General features: G+C 58.3%; 14 protein-coding genes. 7 read left to right on the plus strand and 7 right to left on the minus strand.

The genetic code is table 11. The features are described from left to right. Nucleotides 1–16 precede the first annotated feature (16 nt). Nucleotides 17–1,645: a glycosyltransferase family 4 protein gene (locus HB778_RS24150; protein WP_183457572.1), complete on the minus strand. Its 1,629-nt coding sequence runs from the start codon at nucleotides 1,643–1,645 to the stop codon at nucleotides 17–19. 527 nt (nucleotides 1,646–2,172) lie between these two features. Here HB778_RS24150 and HB778_RS24155 point away from each other — a divergent pair. Further along, a complete protein-coding gene (locus HB778_RS24155; RefSeq protein WP_183457574.1) occupies nucleotides 2,173–3,882 on the plus strand; it encodes an FkbM family methyltransferase in 1,710 nt (569 codons plus the stop codon). 1 nt (nucleotide 3,883) lies between these two features. Here the strand turns inward: HB778_RS24155 and HB778_RS24160 are convergent, their stop codons facing one another. From HB778_RS24160 to HB778_RS24180, 5 genes are all read right to left on the minus strand, one after another. After that, nucleotides 3,884–4,876: a glycosyltransferase gene (locus tag HB778_RS24160; protein ID WP_183457576.1), complete on the minus strand. Its 993-nt coding sequence runs from the start codon at nucleotides 4,874–4,876 to the stop codon at nucleotides 3,884–3,886. A gap of 181 nt (nucleotides 4,877–5,057) precedes the next feature. Beyond that, nucleotides 5,058–5,588 carry a glycosyltransferase gene (locus HB778_RS24165; RefSeq protein ID WP_348524751.1) on the minus strand — a complete coding sequence of 177 codons (531 nt, stop codon included), beginning with the start codon at nucleotides 5,586–5,588 and terminating at the stop codon, nucleotides 5,058–5,060. Then, nucleotides 5,498–7,369, minus strand: a complete 1,872-nt coding sequence (locus HB778_RS24170) for a glycosyltransferase (RefSeq protein ID WP_183457580.1) — start codon at nucleotides 7,367–7,369, stop codon at nucleotides 5,498–5,500. The genes HB778_RS24165 and HB778_RS24170 overlap by 91 nt, the downstream gene beginning before the upstream one ends. A gap of 248 nt (nucleotides 7,370–7,617) precedes the next feature. Beyond that, nucleotides 7,618–8,733: a glycosyltransferase gene (locus tag HB778_RS24175; RefSeq protein ID WP_183457581.1), complete on the minus strand. Its 1,116-nt coding sequence runs from the start codon at nucleotides 8,731–8,733 to the stop codon at nucleotides 7,618–7,620. Nucleotide 8,734: 1 nt separating this feature from the next. Then, on the minus strand, nucleotides 8,735–9,853 hold the full coding sequence (locus HB778_RS24180; protein ID WP_183457583.1) for a glycosyltransferase family 4 protein: 1,119 nt from the start codon (nucleotides 9,851–9,853) through the stop codon (nucleotides 8,735–8,737). A 366-nt stretch (nucleotides 9,854–10,219) separates the two neighbouring features. Here HB778_RS24180 and HB778_RS24185 point away from each other — a divergent pair, with 366 nt between their 5' ends. From HB778_RS24185 to HB778_RS24210, 6 genes are all read left to right on the plus strand, one after another. After that, nucleotides 10,220–11,029 carry an ABC transporter permease gene (locus tag HB778_RS24185; RefSeq protein ID WP_183457585.1) on the plus strand — a complete coding sequence of 270 codons (810 nt, stop codon included), beginning with the start codon at nucleotides 10,220–10,222 and terminating at the stop codon, nucleotides 11,027–11,029. 8 nt (nucleotides 11,030–11,037) lie between these two features. Further along, nucleotides 11,038–11,778, plus strand: a complete 741-nt coding sequence (locus HB778_RS24190) for an ABC transporter ATP-binding protein (protein ID WP_183457587.1) — start codon at nucleotides 11,038–11,040, stop codon at nucleotides 11,776–11,778. A 246-nt stretch (nucleotides 11,779–12,024) separates the two neighbouring features. Beyond that, nucleotides 12,025–12,978 (plus strand): FkbM family methyltransferase, encoded by a 954-nt coding sequence (locus HB778_RS24195; RefSeq protein WP_183457589.1) that lies wholly within the window; start codon nucleotides 12,025–12,027, stop codon nucleotides 12,976–12,978. A gap of 50 nt (nucleotides 12,979–13,028) precedes the next feature. Continuing rightward, nucleotides 13,029–16,472 carry a glycosyltransferase gene (locus tag HB778_RS24200; protein WP_183457591.1) on the plus strand — a complete coding sequence of 1,148 codons (3,444 nt, stop codon included), beginning with the start codon at nucleotides 13,029–13,031 and terminating at the stop codon, nucleotides 16,470–16,472. Between the two features lie 426 nt (nucleotides 16,473–16,898). Next, entirely contained in the window at nucleotides 16,899–18,887 is a 1,989-nt protein-coding gene (locus HB778_RS24205; RefSeq protein WP_183457593.1) for a nucleoside-diphosphate sugar epimerase/dehydratase, read from the plus strand. A gap of 79 nt (nucleotides 18,888–18,966) precedes the next feature. Then, a complete protein-coding gene (locus tag HB778_RS24210) occupies nucleotides 18,967–19,521 on the plus strand; it encodes a sugar transferase (protein WP_183457595.1) in 555 nt (184 codons plus the stop codon). Here the strand turns inward: HB778_RS24210 and HB778_RS24215 are convergent. Further along, complete coding sequence (locus HB778_RS24215) at nucleotides 19,500–20,453, minus strand: NAD-dependent epimerase/dehydratase family protein (protein ID WP_183457597.1); 954 nt, start codon at nucleotides 20,451–20,453, stop codon at nucleotides 19,500–19,502. The two genes, HB778_RS24210 and HB778_RS24215, sit on opposite strands and share 22 nt — an antisense overlap. Nucleotides 20,454–20,459 lie beyond the last annotated feature (6 nt).

Below are 20,459 nucleotides of genomic sequence, written 5' to 3' on the forward strand. Positions count from 1 at the left end.
GCCGAAGGTCAGAACCTCATTCGCCAAGTTCGATCAGGCATAGCCCCAGTCCAAGCCGCCGTCGATCGCCCGACAGACCCACCTGCAGTGGACTTGCCGGATTCTCAATCCGCAGGCCAACAGTGAGGCTCCGGTTCAGCGCAGCTTCGGATGGCAAGGCTACCTGCCAGTCTTGCTGACGGAAAAGCGGCGCACCAGGAGCGGTCGGTCCGAACACCCGTCGTTCAATCCACATTCCGTTGATGAAAAGCTCAGCGATGACTTCCGGATGGTTCTCATGAAGAAAAGGGACCAGACCCAGTCTTAGCGAGGTTGGCACAGCCGCGGAGGAGATTTTGAATTCGACCGTCGCCAGGTCGCCGTCAGTCCAGACTCCCCAGTGTTCAACCGTGGAGAATCCCGTCAGGCGCACAAATCGTTCGGGGTCGTCGGCCTGGGCGCATGATACCACTTTGTTCGCCTCGACCGGTTCCAGCCCGGCCTGCTCCGGCTCGGTTGGCCCCGGCTCGGCCTGCTCCAGCTTGGCCTGCGCCAGTTCGGCCAGGTCCAACTCTGCCTGTTCCAACCCGGCCTGCACGCGAGCCAACTGCCCCAGCAGATCCTCACGCTCGGTCATCCACGGCCATATCGGTCCAGGCTTCGGCAGCCAGGTCTGCATATGACGCGCCAGCGAAAGGTTCAATGCGTCCTTGTCCGCAGGTGCGGCGCGGTGTTGGCTGATTGCGCCGCCATAGAGCGACAGGCAAGCGTTCAACCATTCTGACATGCTTGCCTCTTGGCGGGTTCTCTTCGAGATTTCCGCTGCGTCGGCGGCATCATAGCGGTCGATCTCGGCTGCGATTGCCCCGGGCGACAAGCGCCGTTGCAGCACCCGCAGTCCGAAATTACGCCGCCGCCACCCATCCCAAGTGTCGGAACGTGCCATCCCGGCAAGGCCGCGGCCGTCGCAAACGATGACAGCGCGACCGCATGCCATGGCTTCAAGGGCGCTCAGCGCCGACGCGAAGACGACGTCGTATTGCGGCAGCAGGTTTTCAGGATCGCTTACGATGCTGCCGATGGAGGCTCCTATCACGTCCAGCTCGATGCCGCGCTCCGCGCAGGCGGCGCGCACCGCTTGCAAATGCTGCGTGTTCTTGGCGAAAGCCAGGGCTCGGCGCGGACGCTCCGGCAGCGGCGGCCCAGGCACGAAACGGTCGGTGTCGACGGCATTGAGCAGCGTGACGATACGGTCGGCCGGAATGCCGGCTTCAAACTGCAGCCGTTCGGCAACCGTGTCGTCGACGGCCACGTATCTGCAGACGTTGGCGAGAAGCGGTGGGGCACTGTGCCAGGCGACGAAATCGTGTGCGAAGTAGAGTGCCGGGGCGTTCGGGAAGCGCGCCGTGGCGATCGCGGTAACCTGGGTGTGGTTGCCGTGGATGATGTCGATGTCTGCGGCGATGGTCGAGATGTCGTCGGTGACAGGTATGCCGCGAGCCTGGATCTCTTCCGCGATCGGTCCCAGCCCCGGTGCATAGACGATCGGTCTGTGCCCGGCGCGCAAGAGGGCAAAGGCGACCTCCCGGGTGACGATCTCGGTTCCCGACCGGCCTGTCAGATAAATGTTGGCGATCAGCACCGTCAGCGGCTGTTCGAAGGTCATGGATCGGCTGGCTCCTTACGACGAACTGTCCGCTCGGGCAGTCCACGGCGCATGGCGCCAACTCTATAACTTATCAGCGCTACGACAGGAAATTGCTGCCCGACCATGGAGCCGTGCAGATCGCGAAACCGCGCATGGGAGAAATGTCCTGATCCATTGGCGGGGTTTTAGCGGATGTCCCGTTTTCAGCAAGCAGTTCGACAATTTTCGGACACGGCAGCATGCGACCAGCAAAGCGCAAGGCGGAGCCGACAGCACGGATCGTCAAAGGGGTAGCGCGGACGATGCAATCCCAACAGGTGAATTGAAATGAAAGATCTGGCCAGATTGATCCGACCAAGAGCTGTGCGGAGTCACTGCCGTCCACCGCAGCCGTGGCGTGCCGATGGACGGTCCAACGGGGGGGCTGCCGACCTACCTCGGTCGAGAGTTTCCCACTAATGTCAAACGGCTTCAGCTAAGTTAGACAGCGAAGTTGCGGGACCAGTGGAGCTTTTTCGATTCGAAATGAGATCTAAGGAAAAACCATGGGCGCCGACGCAACGCCCCCATCGGCAGCGCCCGCTATGATCAGCTACGCCCAAAATTGTGAAGACGTTTTGCTCGAGCGCGTTTTCAAGGATGCCGCGACCGGTTTCTACATCGACATCGGCGCCTATCACCCAACCATAGGATCCGTCACCAAGACCTTCTACGATCGCGGGTGGTCCGGCATAAACGTCGAACCGGGAACGGTTTTCGACGAGCTGGCGCGGGAACGACCGCGCGACACAAATATAAGGGCCGTGGTCACGGATCAGGAGGGTGACGTTGGTTTCTTCGAGAATCAATCCGATCCTGGCATGTCCAAAGTGGCCGAGGGGCCGGTCACGGCGGACGGCGAAGGAGAGATGCTTCGAGTCCGGGCTGTGACGCTGGACAGTCTCGTCGCCCAGCATGCCATCGGACAAGAGATCAACTTTCTCAAGATCGATGCGGAAGGGTCGGAAGCTGCCATCATTCGAGCGACAGACTGGAGCTTGATTCGACCGCTGGTGCTGGTGATTGAAGCGACTGCCCCGTGGTCGAACGAACTCGTCAATCAGAATTGGGAGCCTGTTCTGCTCGCAAACGGGTTCTTGCGTGCGTATTTCGACGGCATCAATGTCTTTTATGTGAGGGCCGAGAGCAAAGAGCTGCTCCGCCACTTCCAGGTGCCGGTAAACGTTCTCGACGGCCATTTGACATTCGAACAATGGCATTCAGGCGTGGCGGTGAAGCAACTGACCGCCGAACGCAGTGAGATCATTGCGCAGCGGGATCAATTTTCCGCGGAATGCGAAGCTCAACGCCAAAAGAGCGCGGACATTCAAGAACGATCGGTTGAGCTCACGGCGGCAGTCGAGCGGGCGGAGGCTGAAATCCAGCGTCTGACAGTCCACGCAGCGGCTCTGTCCAAACGTCTGGCGCGGGAACAAAAGCAGGCGGAGGCCGAACGCAAGCGCCTGATAGCCCAAGCGGCAGCCCTGTCCGCGCAACTGGAGCAAGAACTGCAGCAGGCGGCGGCCGAGGGCATACGCCTGACGGCCCACGCGGCGGCCCTGTCCAAGCAACTGGAGCAAGAGCGCGAGCGGGCGGAGGAGGACGGCAGGCGTCTGGCGGCCCAAGTTGCCGCGCTGTCCAGGCAGATGGAGCAGGAACGTCATTCACTCGTTTCCGCGACCTCTCTTGCCGCAGGTTACGATCGTATCGTCCTTGACCTTCGCGATGAGGGGGGGCCACGCGCTCTGGGGAGCGTTCTGCCATTGGCGCGGCTTTTGCGCCGGTTTCATCATACTGTCGGTCGTGATAACGCGACTGCTATCACTCCTGCGGAGAGTTCCATGGTTTCACCAGCCAGCTATGAGCCGCCCTCCAGCCCTGCCCCAGGTCGCCTGCGCTCAACTGTGAAGAAGGGGGCTCTCGGTGTCTACAAGGTCCTTTTCAGGCCTTTCGTGCGTCCGGTCATGTGGCGGGTCAGAACATTTCTGTTGCAGCCCGTCTACGAACGCCTCGATCGCTCACAAGAGGCTCTTCATCAAGCGCGCTCGAATGAGATTCAGGCGTTGCGACAGGAGCAGGCTCAGCTTGCGAGGAGCTTGGATAATCATGCACGCTCGGATGACATCCAGGTGTTGCGGCAGGAGCAGGCTCAGCTCGTGAGGAGCCTGGAAGCGCTCGCCCTGACGATCGCGTCAAACCCGCCGCGAGAACGGTAGTCTAGCCTGCGTCGTGCAGCCACGATGCGAGTGTCTGCACAAACCCGTCCCAAGTCGGTATTCGCAGTCTCGTCACCTCTCCCCAAAGCCTTTCCGCGAACGGATCATCAAGCAGTTGACGCACCGCGCTCGCAATCGCCTCGGGGCTTATCTCGTCGAGGACGACGCGGCCGCCTGGCGGCAACACGTCGAGGCTTGGCAGGTTCGCGGATGCAATGACCGGAATGCCGCTTGCCAGGCTTTCATAGGGCGGAATGCCAAAGCCTTCCAGTGAACTGACAAACAGGGTTGCTCTGGTTTTTTGCAGGGTTTGCCGGATCGCATCATCGCTTGCGTGACCCAGATATCTGAACCGCGGTTCGGCCTTGAGGCGTTCCAGTATCCCAGGCTCGCGTGTCGACCGGCTTTCTATCCGACCAATGATGGTCAATTCGACGTCGACATCCTGCTGCCAAAGCAGTTCGAAGGCCTCGAGAATATCGGCAACGTTTTTCCTGGGCTCGATCGTCCCGACATATGTGAACATCCGCTTTTTAGCGTCGAACGTTTGCCGGGACATCGCAACGCCATCACCTCCGAGCGGGATCGCGGGACCTGCGCGGCCAGCCTTTCGTATGACGCGATTTATGTACTCGCGGCGGGTCTGTTCACTGATAAACGCTACGCGCGGTACGTCGCGAAGCGCACGCACATAGTGCATCAGTCGCCCTGTCGCACGCGGTTCCCAGTCCTGCGGATGAAGATAGGGCAGGAAATCGTACACCAGCCAACTGACCGAGGCGGTGCCCTCATGGCACAAGGCCCGGTATGCTTCGGCGCGTTGCAGGTCGAAGAACACCTCGGGGTTGTGCAGGCCGGCTTTGAGGTCGGTCGTGGAAATCGGCGTGCCCTTCTGGAGATGTGGCAGAAGTCGTTCTGTTTCATCCTCCACGGAGTGCTTGCCGTCGCCGGTGAGTATTTCCGCCACCGCGTCCGGGAGCGCGCAGAAGGCCAATTTCTCCGCGTCGAACCGACACGGGACCAGCGGCCGCGCCCGCTCCAGCGGCGCAAAATCTCGCGTTCCACCCGCTGGATTCCCGTGCGCAACGGATGGCTCGTCAACTCGGTCAGATCGGCAAAGATTGGGGCTCGTGGCAATGCTCTTCTCTTACGGTCTTCGGCAATTGGCGACAGTCTCAGAATCCAAGCCCCTCGCACAGCTGCTGCGCGTAGTTTTTGAAACTATGAACTTCGCAGTAGCGTCGCCGCTCCTCATCGAATTGAGACCGATTGACGCCTGCCTGGCTGATCCCGGCCAACGCTTCCGCGATGAGAACCGGGCTCGGGTGATCCGGCACGGTAGAGACATAGGTCGGCCCCTCCATTGCCAGCGCCAAGTCCTCGTTTGCAACGGTGGGCAGCCCAACGGTGATGCAGTCGAGCAGTGCGCCGGACAAGCCTCCGAAGCGATGGGTTCTCAACTGAACCGCTGCGTCGGCTGCCAGCAAATAGTCTCGATATTGCGTCTCGCGGATAAAGCTCGATGAAAACACTACATGATCTGTCAAGCCGAGCTGGGAGACCATATCCTTGAAAGGCCCTTCATCTCCTGCAAGCTCGCCAACAAAATATAATTTTACCGGAATGTTCCAGCTTCGCATGAGGTCAACAGCCCAAATGCACTCTTCGGCCGCCTTGTTGGAGTGGACAAAACCAAGCGATATGATCGCAAATTCCTTTTTGCGATGCCGAGCCTCAGTCTGGCCGCTGATTTCAGTCTTCGATCGGTCGGATCAGTCTCCCACTGCCGATAGATCGAAAAGGGCAGATAGATCGCCGTTTTGGAAAAACGCTCTTGAACGATCCGAGCCGTCACGCGCGAGTGAACGAACATCGGCGAAGCCCACTCGGCGATTTCGCCAAGAAATGTTGCTCGCAGCCTCGATTCATCTTGCAGCCAGGAGCCGACCTCTTCCTCTGTGACGGACCGCCCGAGCTCCCGTTCCGCAACCGCGCAGGCGCGCGCCGAACCCAGGAGACTTCCGTAGAAGCCGAGGAGACGATTGTCGTGCTCGATGCAAGCGCCGCCATAGCGCTCAAGCAGTTGGAACACCTCCAGATGAAAATGTGAGTTCCCCACCACCCCAATCACGCGATCAAAGCCCGAAGACAGGCAGGGAAGGGTGGTGATCTGCTGCGCCGATGCTGCGCCGTCAGGAGTGGTCGCAGGCGCATGTTTTGAGAATACGTGGACATCGGCCAGTTTGCCGAGTTCCCTGATTGTTGCGGCGGAATAGTCCGCAACCCCGGACCGGTCAGGCGGCATCGGACTGAGGAACGCAATTTGCGGTCGTGCGCCTCTGAGGATGCCGGTGGGCTTCGGCTGACGACGCGTAACCAGATCGCCCACCGTCGACCAGAATTCACCAGCGATTTTGTCGGCTCGAAACCGCTGCCACCGTGTCGACTGATCCTGGACGATCTCGGTGCGCCCCGCCGGATCGACGGCAATCGCTTCGAGCTTCTTTCTGAGTTCCTCCGCGCTATCCGGAGAAAACATCAAATCGTCGCGCCCGATCAGTTCCTTGTGAGCCGGGATGGCAGACGCGACTACCGGTGAGCCGGCCGCCATTGCCTCGACGACCGGAATCGAGAAGCCTTCCATGTGCGTTGCAACGATTGTGCAAAGCGCGCCGCGGTAGATCGAAACGAGTTCATCTTCGTCGACAAAACCAGGGAAGACGAGAAGCTCGGGCCTGCCGCCATTGCCGGTGTACAAATCGCGCAGGATTGCCTGCCAAACCGGCGGGTAGTTCCCCGTGACCACGAGCCGGATGCCGGCGTCTTGCATCACGGCGCTTCCGGCATGAGCGACGATGGGGCACTCGACATTCTTTCGAGGTTCGGCTCCGCCGCAGGCAAGAACATAGCGCTCGGAAAATCTGTCCCGCCGCCCGGATGCGTCGGCGCGCTCGAAGGCGCTGTCTATCGGCGCTCCGGTCTTGGTAATGCGCAACGGGTCTACGCCCAGAAGGCGTTGCAGCTCGTCGGATGTATGCTGCGATATGGGGAAGAAATGATCGTAGCGGGAAAGCCAAATCAGCTGGGTGTGATAGTCGAGGCGATTGGAAGCCGTTGGCAGGTAACGTTCCGGCTTCATGAGCGGAATGAAGTCGTAGACAATCGCGAGCTTGAGAATATCGGGGTCGTTCACGATGCGACCCAGGAAGAACGGATCATGGGTCATGGGGGACAGTTCGAAGAACACTGTCGAACATCCTTTGGCACCCAGATAGGCGTTGCTGCGAACCCGATCGACGAGATGAAGGAAACGATCCTCGAGCGGCGGCAAGGCGGGATCGACCAGCCCGAGAGTCGACACCCCAACCCTTTCGCGAAGGTGGCCGACAGCCCTGACCAGATTCGCCGACAGCTTGCCGACGCCGCGATCCTTGTAGGAAGGGTCTTGCAGGCATCTCAAATCGAATACAATTTCGCAGTTGTCCATGCCGCAACCCAGCGCAGTCGTAGCCCACCACTCGTATGACCCAAACCCACTACCTACTCGCTGCAAACGGAAAATGACAAGCGAAAAGGGCCTGGGATATCGCGCCTGTGGGATGAGGTCGCACGGAAATCGATTCGATATTTAGTTCTGATTAATATAAGGGCCGAGGGGGATCTTGGTTATCGCTATAGTCGCGTGACGTAAAAGGCGCGGCGACATCAGATTTATTTGTTGTCACCGAGGAAATATTAGATATTCCGAACGAGATCCTGGTAGAGCTTCGTATAGGAGATGGCCATTTTCTCGGACGTGAACAGGTTCTCATATCGCTCTGCTGCATTTTCCCCGAAGCGGTTCGCCACGTCCGGGTCCTTCCATATCTGAGCCATGGCTGCGGCCAAGGCCGGCGCATCGGCGGGTGGGACGACCAATCCCGTCACCTTGTCCAGGTTGATGAAACTTGTGCCAGTGCCGATCTCGCAGGAGATCATGGGTTTGCCGAACATCGCTGCCTCGACAAGAGACAACCCAAAAGCTTCCGAGCGCAGATGGGACGGGAAAACGACACCGCTGCACAGGGTCAGAAGCGCGATCTTGTCCTCTTCTTCCACCGCACCGACAAAATGCACATTCGGCAGCCCGTTTGCTTCAGCTTGCCCGCGTAGGGCTTGCTCCATCGGACCTGAGCCGACGATAACGACCGGGTAGCCGCTCAGGCGCGCCGCCTCGATCAAGACATGCAGGCCCTTGTAGTAACGCAGTACACCGGTGAACAGGAAAAATTTGCCGGGAAACCGCGCACGCCATTGTTGCAGCCGTGCTTCGGAGGGGGCCGGATAATCATTCACATCCAGGCCATTCGGAATGACGATTGTCTTGGCACGCCGTCCTCGCAGGACAGCGCTCGTTTCCAGATAATTGGGCGAGGCCACGACAATGCGGTCAACGCTGTTGAGGAAGAGATGCATCACCGGACGATAGACCTGCAGCAGCGTGCTCTGCTTGACTATGTCGGACTGATAGGTGACCACGGTTGGCTTTCGCACCCGCATGCCGAAATGAACCAGGTCCATGAAGGGCCAGGGGAAGTGATAGTGAATAACGTCGGCTTGCGCCGCCAGTTCGCCGAAGCGCTTGAAGGCGCCGAGCGAAAAACCCGTCGAAGCGATCTCCAGATCGAGCTGTGCCTTGTAGGCCCAATGCCCGTCGAAGAAGACGCTGTTCTCCTGCGGCTTGCGGCTGAGTGAAAGCACCGTTGGCTCAACGCCCAGTTTCGACGTTCCACAGGCGATTGCATGGATTGCTCGTTCCATGCCACCGAACGTGTCAGGCCAGTACGTCTTGAAAAAGTGGAGGACGCGCATGTCAGCGGCTTTTCCGCTTGGCAATGGCTTGATCGAAAACCGCGATCAAACGCCTTGCGCTGAGATGCCAGTCGAAACGCGCCGCATTGGCCTTGGCGGTCGCGGCTCGTCGTGCAAGGTCGCGATCGTCGGTAAGCAGTTGATGCAGCTTTGCGGTGAGATCGCGGACTGACAGCGGATCGACCAGCAAGGCACCTTCGCCGGCAACTTCAGGCATTGAAGAGACGTTGGAGGTCAGAACCGGCACCCCAAAACCGTTTGCCTCCAGAATGGGAAAGCCGAACCCTTCATAGAGCGACGGCATCGTAAGCGCCCGAGCTCCAGCATAGAGCGATGCCAGATCGGTGTCATCCAGGTACCCGGTGAGCCGCACTTGGTCGGAAATGCCGAGATCCGCCAGGCGAGATCGGAGATCGCCGAGGTGCCAACCCTGCCCACCAGCGATAACCAGCAGATGTCCGGAACGGACCTGCGGGCCGAGGCTGGCCCAGGCCTGCAAAAGGCGAATGAGATTCTTGCGCGGCTCAAGGGTCCCTACAAACAGCAGATAGGGCCGGTCGATTCCAAAACGCGTGCGCACGGCGGCAATGTCGCCCGGCACAAGGCGGGTGTAGCCGGGATAGATCGTTGTCACTGGAGCTTCCAGGCTAGGGTACCTCTCCCGGAGCGCCCCCTCCGTTGAATTCGAGTCCACGACGATTGCATCAGCCCGGCGCACTGCTGCGCCCACAAAGGCACGCTCCGCCCCCCATGTCTGCCAACGCATGGTTTCGGGCGCATAGGCCCAAACCAGGTCATGAATTGTGACCACCCGCGGCATCGGCGCCGGCAAACGGAAGGGAAGCCGGTGCGCCGGCCCCCAAAAGACATCGACCGCGTCGTTGGCCGCTGCGCGTGGCAGCGCCGTTTGCGACCAGATCATGCGAGCGGCAGCGCCCGGGAAAGCCGCGACACGCATGTCGGCTCCAACGAGCTCACCAAGGCCGTTGGCCGGCGACTCGGGCAGATAGAGAATTGGTCGGTGTCCGGCCGCGACCAGCGCCCGCGTCATCTCGACGACGTATCTGCCGATACCCGTGAGGCCAGGCACAAGGTTGCGTGCGTCGATTCCGATTTTCATCTACGATCTGGGTACACTGAACTGTATGCGGCGGCGGCAAGCATTTCGCCGCGATATCAGGTTTGGGCGTTGATCCCGACTTTTCATGAGCCCGGCGCTCCCTTCCGCATAGCAGAGTCGAACTCCATTGCAACATCGCCTGCGACGAGCGCGTGCTCGTGTGCCGGGAATAGTGCCGACATGATGAGACGATGCGGCGGCCGTTCGTAGTCCCAACGGATCTCATTAGAAGGCCTGCGTCGTGAGATTTTGTTGTGGCTCGTGCTTTGCTCGATGAGTTTGATAAAGGCGGTTCATCAACTTGATGTCGCCGGGGCAATAATGTATCGCACAGCCGGGCTTGGGCAGAACACATGATCGAGACATATGCTGCCGACTAAAACGGGCGTCCTCGCAGAGGCCTTCGCCGACATAAGAGCCGCGCTGAAGAAACACCATCTGGCGACGACGTTCAGTTGGCAGGACGTGGCCCAGCGCTACCGGCGCTCGCGGGTCGGGGCGTTTTGGCTGACCATCAATATGGGCGTGCTGATCGGCGCGCTCGGATTCGTCTTTGGCACCCTCTTTCGCACGCCGATGCAGGAGTTTCTCCCCTACATTTGCGTCAGCCTGATCTTCTGGGGCTACATTTCGTCGTCGATCAACGAGGGATGCATGGCCTTTATCGGGGCCGAGGGCATCATCCTTCAGGTGCGCATGCCGCTGTTCACCCATGTGTTGCGCGTGCAGTACCGCAACGCCATCATTCTGGGCCACAACATTCTCATCTACCCGCTCGTCCTGCTGGCCGTCGCGCGCATGCCGACATGGCACGTTTTCCTGGCGCTGCCCGGCTTTGTCATTTTGTCGCTCAACCTGCTCTGGATCATGCTCATTTTGGGTGTGCTGTGCGCACGCTACCGCGACATGACGCAGGTGATGCAGAATCTCCTGCAGGTCGTGATGTACCTGACGCCGGTGATGTGGATGACGCGAACGCTGCCCGAGGGCATTTCAAGGTTGTTGCTGGACCTCAATCCCTTCTACCACTTCCTCAGTGTCGTGCGCGACCCGCTGTTGGGCGAGCTCCCGTCCGCAACGAGCTGGATGGCCTGCATCGTGTTTGCGATCGTTGGCTGGACGGTCGCCCTGTTGCTGTTCGGCCGTTATCGTCACCGCATCCCCTATTGGCTATGATCCCTGCTATGGCTTCCATCATACTGGCCGGCGTCTCGGTCGAATTCCCGGTCTTCAACGCGGCAAGCCGCTCGCTCAAGAATAGGGTGCTGAGTGTCGCCACGGGCGGCGCGATCGACCGTCGGGTCGATGGCCATGTCATCGTGCGCGGACTGGAGGATGTGAGCTTTTGCGTGAACGAGGGGGACCGGATCGGGCTCATCGGCCACAACGGCTCCGGCAAGACGACACTGCTGCGCGTGCTGTCGGGCATCTACAAGCCAACGAGCGGCTCGGCCACAATCCACGGTGAATGCGTATCGCTTATCAACATCTCGCTGGGGATCGACCCGGAAGCGACGGGCCGCGAGAACATCAGGCTGCGCGCGGCGATGATGGGCATGCGGCCGAACGAATTGCGCGAGCAATTCGATGGCATCGCCGAGTTCACCGGACTGGGCGATTTTCTGGACATGCCGTTCCGGACCTATTCGTCGGGCATGCAGCTACGCCTGGCGTTCTCGACCTCGACGGCGATCCGGCCGGAAATCCTGGTCATGGACGAATGGCTTTCGACGGGCGACGAGGACTTCAAGCACAAGGCCGACAGGCGGCTGCGCGAGATCGTGGAGACGACCAAGATACTTGTCCTTGCCAGCCACTCACGCGAGCTGCTTCAAAAGAATTGCAACCGCATCCTGTGGATGGATCATGGCCGTGTGCGCATGGATGGCCCCACCAATGAGGTTCTGACAGCCTATTTCGGTTGAGTCCGTCGTTTGAAATAAGAATAAATGCAACGAGGTTGTAGACGATGCCAATCGCAGGCCCGTATGTTTGTGTAGCCTGAAGGCCAGCCAGCGGCGCGAACGGATGATGCGGTATGCTAAAGAAGAAAAACCGATTCGGCTCGTCAGACTCAATATTCGTGCCGCTGGCTTAGAGATCCGAGAGACAGCGCTTGACAATAAGCCGAACTCGGCCCCAATCGAGATTTGGAAACAACGGTACTTCCTTTGACCTTCATTTCATACGCTCAGAATTTTGAAGATGTTATGCTTTGGCGAGCGCTCAAGCATATTCCACAAGGGTTCTGGATTGAGGTAGGCGCCGCGCACCCGGACGAATACTCTGTTACGCGGGCCTTTAGCGATCATGGCTGGTGTGGGATCAATATCGAGGCCAATCCACCTCATGTGGCGCGCATCGTGGGCGCGCGCCCACGCGATGTAACTTTGGGTATCGCAGCCGGCGCCAGTGCGGGGAACGTGCCTTTCTTTGAGGTGGTCGGCACTGGCATGTCGACGATGGACCGGGTCATCGCCGAACAGCATCGTTTGGCCGGATACGAGATCCGGGAGCACGAGGTTCCGTCGCGGACACTGGCTTCTATCTGCGCCGAGTATGCTCCCGCAGATATCCATTTCCTGAAAATCGACGTTGAAGGGGCAGAACGTGATGTTCTGGCCGGATCTGATTGGACGAGCCATCGACCTTGGATCGTCCTGGTTGAGGCGACGAAGCCGAATTCGCAGGAGCAAAACCACCTGAAGTGGGAACCGCTACTTCTCGCTGCGAACTACCGGTTCGTGTGGTTCGACGGTTTGAACCGCTTCTACATTGCCGCAGAATTCTGGGACGAATTGGCGCCGGCATTCGCGGCGCCACCGAACATATTTGACGACTTTGTTTGCGCAACCGACGCGGAACACCTCAACAGGATCGTCGGTGCCGAGACGCGGGCCGGGCAGACGGAAGAGCGAGCGGGACAGGCGGCGGCGCATGCTGCGCAAGCCGACACGCGCGGTTCGTCATCCGAGGAAATATTGCATGAACAAACTCGAACGCGTCATAGTCGCGGTGGCGAGTGGCCGCGTGAATCGGAGCATCGAGCTTCTGCCGGTGTCGTCAGACAAGACCGCCCATTCATTCTGGCCTATCAGGCTGCGCGATCAGCCAAATTCAGTTGATTTATAGTGACTATTAAAGGGTGGTCGCCGCCCTTTTCTGGAGAACTTAGATGGCAGCCAGCATCATGAACCAGTATCGCAATTTTGAGGAGCGATTCAGAGGAGACCGGGAATCCATCCTACACACATTTTCCGTGTATCTGCCGCTCTTGGACGTCATTCATTCCGAGAGCGATGCCGATCCAACTGCGCTTGATCTCGGCTCCGGAAGAGGAGAATGGTGCAATCTTTTGAAAGGTAGGGGATGGCTGTGCACTGGGGTCGAGAACAATCCCACGATGATCGCGGAGGCTGAAAGCAAAAACTTTGTATCAATTAACGCGGATGCTCTCGAATTTGTCAGAAACACGAAGAATGAGAGCTACGATGTCGTTACAGCCTTTCATCTGATTGAGCATCTCCAAAGCGAATATATCATGGAGTTGCTTGAGCAGATTAATAGAATACTGAAACCCGGTGGGATTATCATTGTTGAGACGCCAAACCCAGAGAATCTCGCTGTCGCAACTTGGGCGTTCCACATGGATCCAACCCATGTTAGGCCGATACCGCCACCGTTAATGGTCTACTACGCCGAGCTTGCTGGCTTCAGGGCGAACAGGATTCTTAGACTCAACGGCAAACCAGCCGCCGAAAATTTTGGCCCTATCCAATCGTTGATAAACACACTGTTTAGCTTGGGGCCCGATTATGCGCTGGTTGCGTTGAAACAGTCGGGCCTAGATACAGCCAGAAAATTGAAATTTGAATCGTATTGCGCATCTATTCCGCAGCAAGGACCCGCTGACATGCGACGTCTCATGCAATTGGCGGAAGAAGCCGATGCGGTTCATGCTCGTTTTAAAGGTGTTGAACATGCACTAGAGGAGAACAGGCGTGACCATGCACTAAAAGACATCGCGGTGGAGAAATTTATAATTGAACAGATGGAAATGAATCATGTGATACATTCGCACTTGCAGGAAATAAAGAGCAGGTTGTCAAATATTAACCTCTCCTGGATGGTCACGGAGGCTCTCCAAAGAGTGCAACGTCAATCTCGATCGTCGGCAAAGAGAATTTTGTATAAGAGTAAAAATATATTAAAAACTCACCCGCGCTTGTGGCATCATCTTGACAGGTCAATTAGGTGTTTTCCGATCCTCCACCGCTATCTAGCGCGCGTATCGTCCTACCCTCCTTTGATCGAAGCATATCTAACACTTTTGGAAAAAGGCTTCCTGATTGACTTTCCCGATGTGACGGCCAAAGGGATCGAAAATTTAACTGAACGATCCATAAAATTTATTGGCCATTTCAACGGAACATACAGCCTCGCCTATATCAACCGCAATTTGGCTGAGAAGATGTATTCGCTTGGGCTGGCACGGATCAATATCGTCCCATTTCATGGACGACGTGAGGACGCTATTTCGACCCCCAACGATACATCGACGGCGGCTCTCACGCGCATGATGCAGGATGGGTTTGCCGACGAATCCTATATTACCCTTGTTCATCATTTTCCGGTGCTGGACCGCTCGGCTGACGACAAGCGCGCCTATATCATGTTTTTCTGGGAGGAATCGTCAATCCCGTTCGGAACAATCGAAAAGCTGAATGGCTACGACGCCGTTGTCGCTCCGTCTCGCTTCGTAATGAAAACGCTGCAGGACAACGGCTGTCGTAGGCCAATCGTATTGGCGCCACCGCCCGTCGTGGATATTCCGGCCGCAGAACCGAAATCCCTTCGGGTGTCAGGGGTAATCAATCTTCTACACATCTCTTCCTGCTTTCCCAGGAAAGGTGTCGATCTTCTTCTGTCAGCGTTCGACATCGTTTCGAGAAATCATGACATTCGCTTGACTATAAAAACATTTCCCAACGAGCATAATAATGTCGATCAGCTCATTCTAGACATCGTGGCTCCCGAATTCCGAAATAATATTCGCGTCATTTTTGATGATTATACGACTCTGCAAATGCAGGAACTTTACGATCAATCAGATGCGATAGTCCTGCCATCTAGGGGCGAAGGTTTGAATTTGCCGGCCATCGAAGCGGGACTTCGTTATCTTCCTGTGGTTGCAACCGGTTTCGGTGGACAAGCGGATTTTCTATCCGATGAGAACAGCTGGCGGATTCCCTTTCACTTCGTTCCCTCCTCGTCGCACTTATCCAGCGGTGCATCATTTTGGGTTGAACCTGACCAAAAGGCATTAGCCTCTATACTCGACGACCTGATCAGCGATCTTGGCGCGGGAGGAAGCCGCTCGCAGCGACGGGCGCAACTGCTGTTCGACCGGGTGAGCCAGCTTTATGCTTCGGACGATGCAGCCAAGCATTTTTTAGGCGCAATTAACAGAATTGAGGAGATAGAGGACGGTTTTAAGCGACCGCTTGGTTTGACGGTGGTATCGACTTGGCGTGAGCCATGCGGGATCGCAGATTACTCGGATCGTTTGATCGGCGCTTTACATCTTAAAGATGTTTCAATTGTCGGCCCAAAAAATAAAGTTGGGGAAACCCATTCCTCTACATCGGACGAGGATGTGAGAGTGACAAGAGAATGGTTAAAAAACGCCCCAAGATCTGAATTTTCCAGCGCGGATATCAAATTATGGAAAGAAGTTATTTGGTTTCAACATCATTTTGCCTTTTACGAGATTGATAGAGAGCTACTATTAACTGTCAAGGAGCTTAAAGCCTTAGGGAGGGTTGTTTTCATCACGCTGCATACTTCGCGGCCAATTCTACAATTTGATTCTGCGCGACGGAGCACTGTTGTAGAGACCCTGAGGCTTTTTGATCGAGTCATCGTGCATACAGTGACTGACCTCAACAATTTGGGTCAATGCGGGCTGGGTCACAACGTGACAGTCATGCCGCAGGGCATTCCATATCGCGGCAACACCCGCCCTGCAGAGAGATTGACCAGGCGGATCGGATCCTTTGGCTTCTTGTACCAACACAAGAATGTGAGGGCATTAATCGAGGGGTTTGCGAAATTTATCGCGGCCCGACACGATGGCGAACAATTCAGGCTGTGTCTGCTGAATGCTGTTCGCACGGATTCCAATTCGGAGGAGGAACTTGAAAATTGCAAGAAAATGATAAGAACCATGGGTCTTGAAGATCAAGTAGAGCTGTACCCGGATTACCTTGAAGAAGCGAAGGTTGAGGAAATGCTTTCGGAGTGCGACTTGGTCGTACTTCCCTACTTGGATAATCCAGAATCTTCCAGCGCCGCTGTCAGGACCGCTTTGGCTGCCTGCGCGTTTGTAGCCACATCCCCTGCACACCTGTTCGATGAGGTTCGCGGGATAACTATCGGGTTGAACGGCTTCGCCCCCTCGAGTATTGCAACCGCCTTACGTGAATTCTATGACGATCCCAGAGGGTCCAATCTCGAGAATATCGCCAAGCGTCGATTGGAGTGGGTGGAAGAGAACAGTTGGGAACGGATAGGGCAACGCTCATTGGCGATGATGCTAGGCGTCAGAGCCGAGGTCTGAGATTGTCAGTATAGGCGGCCGCCGCCGATAATTCCCCCGGTCCGGTTGCCGCCGAAATGTCCTACCTGCTTCCGGAGACACGCTTGAGAATCGGCATCGATGGCAGGAATCTCGGCTCATCCACCGATGGAATCGGCCGGTTCGTCCACAATTCCATCCGACTGGCCGCTGCTTTGCGCGCGCAAGGATAGGCGGTTCGGTCTCTCGAAGCCGGCGGCGCGCTAAAGCGGGGAGCATAGCCCGGCCCCTGAGGCGCTGCCCAACCGGAAATCAAAAAACTCTGGCGATGGCTGCAACTCCACGCTATGCGATGACTGCAGCGGGGGCTGAGGATTAGAACTTCGAAACGAGCGATCTGTGAGGGATGTCATTCGATCGCGCGAGGCTGTAATGTTCGAATCCTTGCCTGGAGTATAGTACTGGCCAATGACTTCCTATGTAAAAGCCGTATCCGGAAGTCGGCCGAAGATGCGGCGCGCCTTCATCATGGTCCAGGATATGGCCATGGTCCTGGTCGCGGTGGCGCTTAGTCTCGTCCTCTCCAGGTCAGACCTTTCGTTCGATGCATTCTCCTACGAAGGCTTTGTCACCTGGGCAGGGGTCGTTCTCATCAGCCACCTGCTGTTCCGATATTGTGGTCTCTACACCACGATCTGGCGCTTTGCCTCGACCCCGGACTTTTTCAACATTCTGAAGAGCTGCGCAATTCTGACGGTTGTGCTTTATACCGTTTCGCTGATGTCTCGTTTCCTCCAGCCTGTGGCTGGCCTCAACGAGCGCCAATTCATCGTCTTCTTCCTCGTTTCCTTCACCATCATATCGGCGCCTCGGCTGTTCTACCGATTTCTTCGCGACGGCGCGAGCTGGGGCATCCTCACCCAGAAGGCCAACAAAACGCAGGCCAGGCGGGCGCTGTTCGTCGGTCGGCTTGGCGAGGCCGACCTGATCATCCGCTTCACGCGCACGGCAGAGCCGGCCGACTATTCCATCGCCGGCATCATGGCGACCGAACGCGGCGCGCCGTTGGGCACACGGATTCAAGGTGTTCCCGTGGTGGCGTCCCGGCCGCGTCTGATCGATGTGCTCGAGGACTACGCCGCCGGCACCAAGAGCATCGACCTGCTTATTTTCGGCAGCGGCGTCGAGCATGAGATCGAGGAATATTCCGAGCTTGTGCGCGTCGCCCGCCATGGCGGCATAGCCGTCGCGCAGTTCTCGAGGCTTTCGCAACTGGGGCAGGAGGGAAAGATCGTTCTCGACGAAGTCGAGATGGAGACGATCCTGCGCCGTCCGACGGTGCCGTCCGATATCGAACGCATCGGTGCCTTTGTCGGCGGCAGGCGCGTCCTGGTGACCGGAGGCGCCGGGTCTATCGGCCGCACACTGGTCAAGCGGTCGCTGGAGCTGGGGGCAGGGGCGGTGCTGGTCGCCGACAATTCCGAGTTCGGCATCTTCCAGTTGAGCCAGTATGTCGACGAGAAGGACCATGATCGCCTGAAGGTCCGTATTGTCGATGTCGCGGATCGGCGCCAGATGACCCGTGTCGTCACGGAATTCAAACCGGACATCATCTTCCATGCCGCGGCGCTCAAGCACGTTCCGCTGCTCGAGGAAAACTGGGAATCGGCCATTCAGACCAATGTTTTCGGCACGCTTGTCTGCGCTGAGGTTGCCGCCAAATGCGGCGTCCCGCAGTTCCTGCTCATCTCGAGCGACAAGGCCGTGGATCCGACCTCGGTGCTTGGCATCACCAAGAGAGCCGCCGAGCAGCTCGTCAGCTCTCTGCACGAAAGCCATGCAATTGCGGCGGATGGGCGCCGTTCCGGCACCAAGTTCATAGCCGTGCGGTTCGGCAACGTGTTTGGCTCCAATGGTTCGGTGGCGACCATCTTCCAAGCACAGATCGAAGCCGGCGGCCCAGTCACGATTACCGATCGGCGCATGACGCGTTATTTCATGACGGTGGCGGAAGCTGTCGACCTCGTCATCATGGCCGCCGCCGACGCACAGTCGCGTAACGGCAAGGACGACTATGCCATCTACATGCTCGACATGGGCAAGCCCGTGCCGATTCTGGAAGTCGCGGAAACCATGATCCGCATGGCCGGCAAGACGCCTTATGCGGATATCCCGATCCGCTTCACCGGCATCAGGCCCGGCGAGAAGCTGCATGAGACGCTGCAGGGCGCCAATGAGGAGGTCGTCACGCTCGACATCGCCAAGATCTTCGGTCTCAGGACCGATGTCGTGGCGTGGCCGGTGGTTCAGGCCGCACTGGCTGCGCTGCAGGCGGCAATGAAGAACCAGGACAAGGCTTCCGCCCTTGCCGTGTTGGCGGAACTCCATCGGCCGGAGACATCAGCGCCCGACACGCGGCAGGAAGCTGGTTCGAGAACAGTCGGGCAAGCAGGTTAGGGACGTTGCAGCTGACGGTTGGACGGCGAGATCTTGCTGGGATATCGATCCCGCGGCCGGCGGTGTTAGTGATCGGGGGATGGCCGTGAACGGACTGAAGCGAGCCTTCGATCTCGTCGCGACAGTCCTGTTGTTGGTGGTGACGTCGCCTGTTCTGTTGCTCTGCGTCCTTGCCGTGCGGGCATCGTCGCCTGGTCCGGTGATTTTTTCGCAAACGCGGGTCGGCCGCGATGGTGCGTTGTTTCGCTGCCACAAATTGCGGACGATGGTTCAGGGAACGCCGTCCTTGCCCTCACACGAAGCGCCGGCCAATGCCGTGACCGCGGTCGGAAGGACCTTGCGGAAATTCAAGCTCGATGAGCTGCCGCAATTCTGGAATGTCCTCAAGGGCGAGATGAGCCTGGTCGGGCCGCGCCCTTGTCTGCCGACACAGACGGAATTGATCGAGAGTCGCAGGCGGCTGGGGGTTTTGGCAGCACGTCCAGGCATTACCGGCATGGCCCAGATCAGGGGCATCGACATGTCGAACCCGCAGCTTCTGGCCGAAACGGATGCAGCCTATCTCAAGGCGGCGTCGTTCTGGCTCGATCTTCGCATCCTGTTTGGAACGCTCTATCGCAACGGCGGCGATTGAGCGGTTCCGAGACGCGCTGTCTCGGCCAGCCGCTCCAGCGTGCCGGTTTCCGGCAGCCAGCCTTCCGATACGAGCAGGGAAGGGTCGCATATCTGTGTCGCGGTCAAGCTGTCCCAGGACGTCCGCTTGCCCAGCAGGATCGCGGCTGCCCGCAACGGCCCGGCCGGCACGGCCATCAGGCGCGTCGGCCGTCGCAAACCGCTGCGAAAGGCGCCGACGATGTCAGCGATCGTAACCGGCGGCACATCGCCGGCAATATAGATCGGGCGCAGCGGCCCCGAATGGCTGAGCAGATGCCACACCGCGCCTGCCGCCGATTGCGATGACAGCAGCGAGCGGGTTCCCGTCAGTGCGCCCGTCGGCAGCGGCAGAGCCGTGTCGGCCAGGCGCATCAGTGTCGCCAGGTTCCCTTTCATGCCGGTTCCGTAGACCGGAGGCAGCTGCAGCACGGCGGCGTCGGAACGGCCATGCGACGCATAGGCGTCCAGCACCCTGATCTCTGCTTCGCGCTTCGAGCGCCCATAGGCGCATTTCGGATCGGGTATCGTGTCCGCGTCGATCGTTGCACTGACGCGCGCGCCGATCACGGCCCGGATCGAGGAGAGCTGGATGAACCGTCCGCTTGCCTGTTCGGCCGCCACTTGAGCCAGCCTTGCGCTCAAATCCGCATTGGCCGCGCGAAAATCGGCGTCGGTGGCGCTGCCTTCATCACTGTTCAGACCCGCGCAATGAACGACATCCGTAACGTCCCTGGTCAACGCCAGGAAGGCAGCCGTCGGCGCATCGAAACCGGGCATCTGCACGGCGTCATGTCCGGGGCCAAGCCTGTCCGGGTGGCGGGACGCGAGGCGAAGCTCGGCGCCGGCCTTTAGAAGCTGGCTGACCACCTGACGGCCGATAAAGCCCGTCGCGCCTGTGACCAGGACTTTCATCGCCTT

It is taken from the genome of Mesorhizobium huakuii (assembly GCF_014189455.1).
Classification (GTDB): Bacteria; Pseudomonadota; Alphaproteobacteria; order Rhizobiales; family Rhizobiaceae; genus Mesorhizobium; species Mesorhizobium huakuii_A.

Excerpts from the sequence above, each read along its gene's own strand:
- HB778_RS24215 (WP_183457597.1), bottom strand. The coding sequence starts at position 20,453 with ATGAAAGTCCTGGTCACAGGCGCGACGGGCTTTATCGGCCGTCAGGTG.
- HB778_RS24155 (WP_183457574.1), top strand. The coding sequence starts at position 2,173 with ATGGGCGCCGACGCAACGCCCCCATCGGCAGCGCCCGCTATGATCAGC.
- HB778_RS24175 (WP_183457581.1), bottom strand. The coding sequence starts at position 8,733 with ATGCGCGTCCTCCACTTTTTCAAGACGTACTGGCCTGACACGTTCGGT.
- HB778_RS24170 (WP_183457580.1), bottom strand. The coding sequence starts at position 7,369 with ATGGACAACTGCGAAATTGTATTCGATTTGAGATGCCTGCAAGACCCT.
- HB778_RS24210 (WP_183457595.1), top strand. The coding sequence starts at position 18,967 with ATGGCCGTGAACGGACTGAAGCGAGCCTTCGATCTCGTCGCGACAGTC.
- HB778_RS24205 (WP_183457593.1), top strand. The coding sequence starts at position 16,899 with ATGACTTCCTATGTAAAAGCCGTATCCGGAAGTCGGCCGAAGATGCGG.
- HB778_RS24185 (WP_183457585.1), top strand. The coding sequence starts at position 10,220 with ATGCTGCCGACTAAAACGGGCGTCCTCGCAGAGGCCTTCGCCGACATA.
- HB778_RS24190 (WP_183457587.1), top strand. The coding sequence starts at position 11,038 with ATGGCTTCCATCATACTGGCCGGCGTCTCGGTCGAATTCCCGGTCTTC.
- HB778_RS24200 (WP_183457591.1), top strand. The coding sequence starts at position 13,029 with ATGGCAGCCAGCATCATGAACCAGTATCGCAATTTTGAGGAGCGATTC.
- HB778_RS24150 (WP_183457572.1), bottom strand. The coding sequence starts at position 1,645 with ATGACCTTCGAACAGCCGCTGACGGTGCTGATCGCCAACATTTATCTG.
- HB778_RS24180 (WP_183457583.1), bottom strand. The coding sequence starts at position 9,853 with ATGAAAATCGGAATCGACGCACGCAACCTTGTGCCTGGCCTCACGGGT.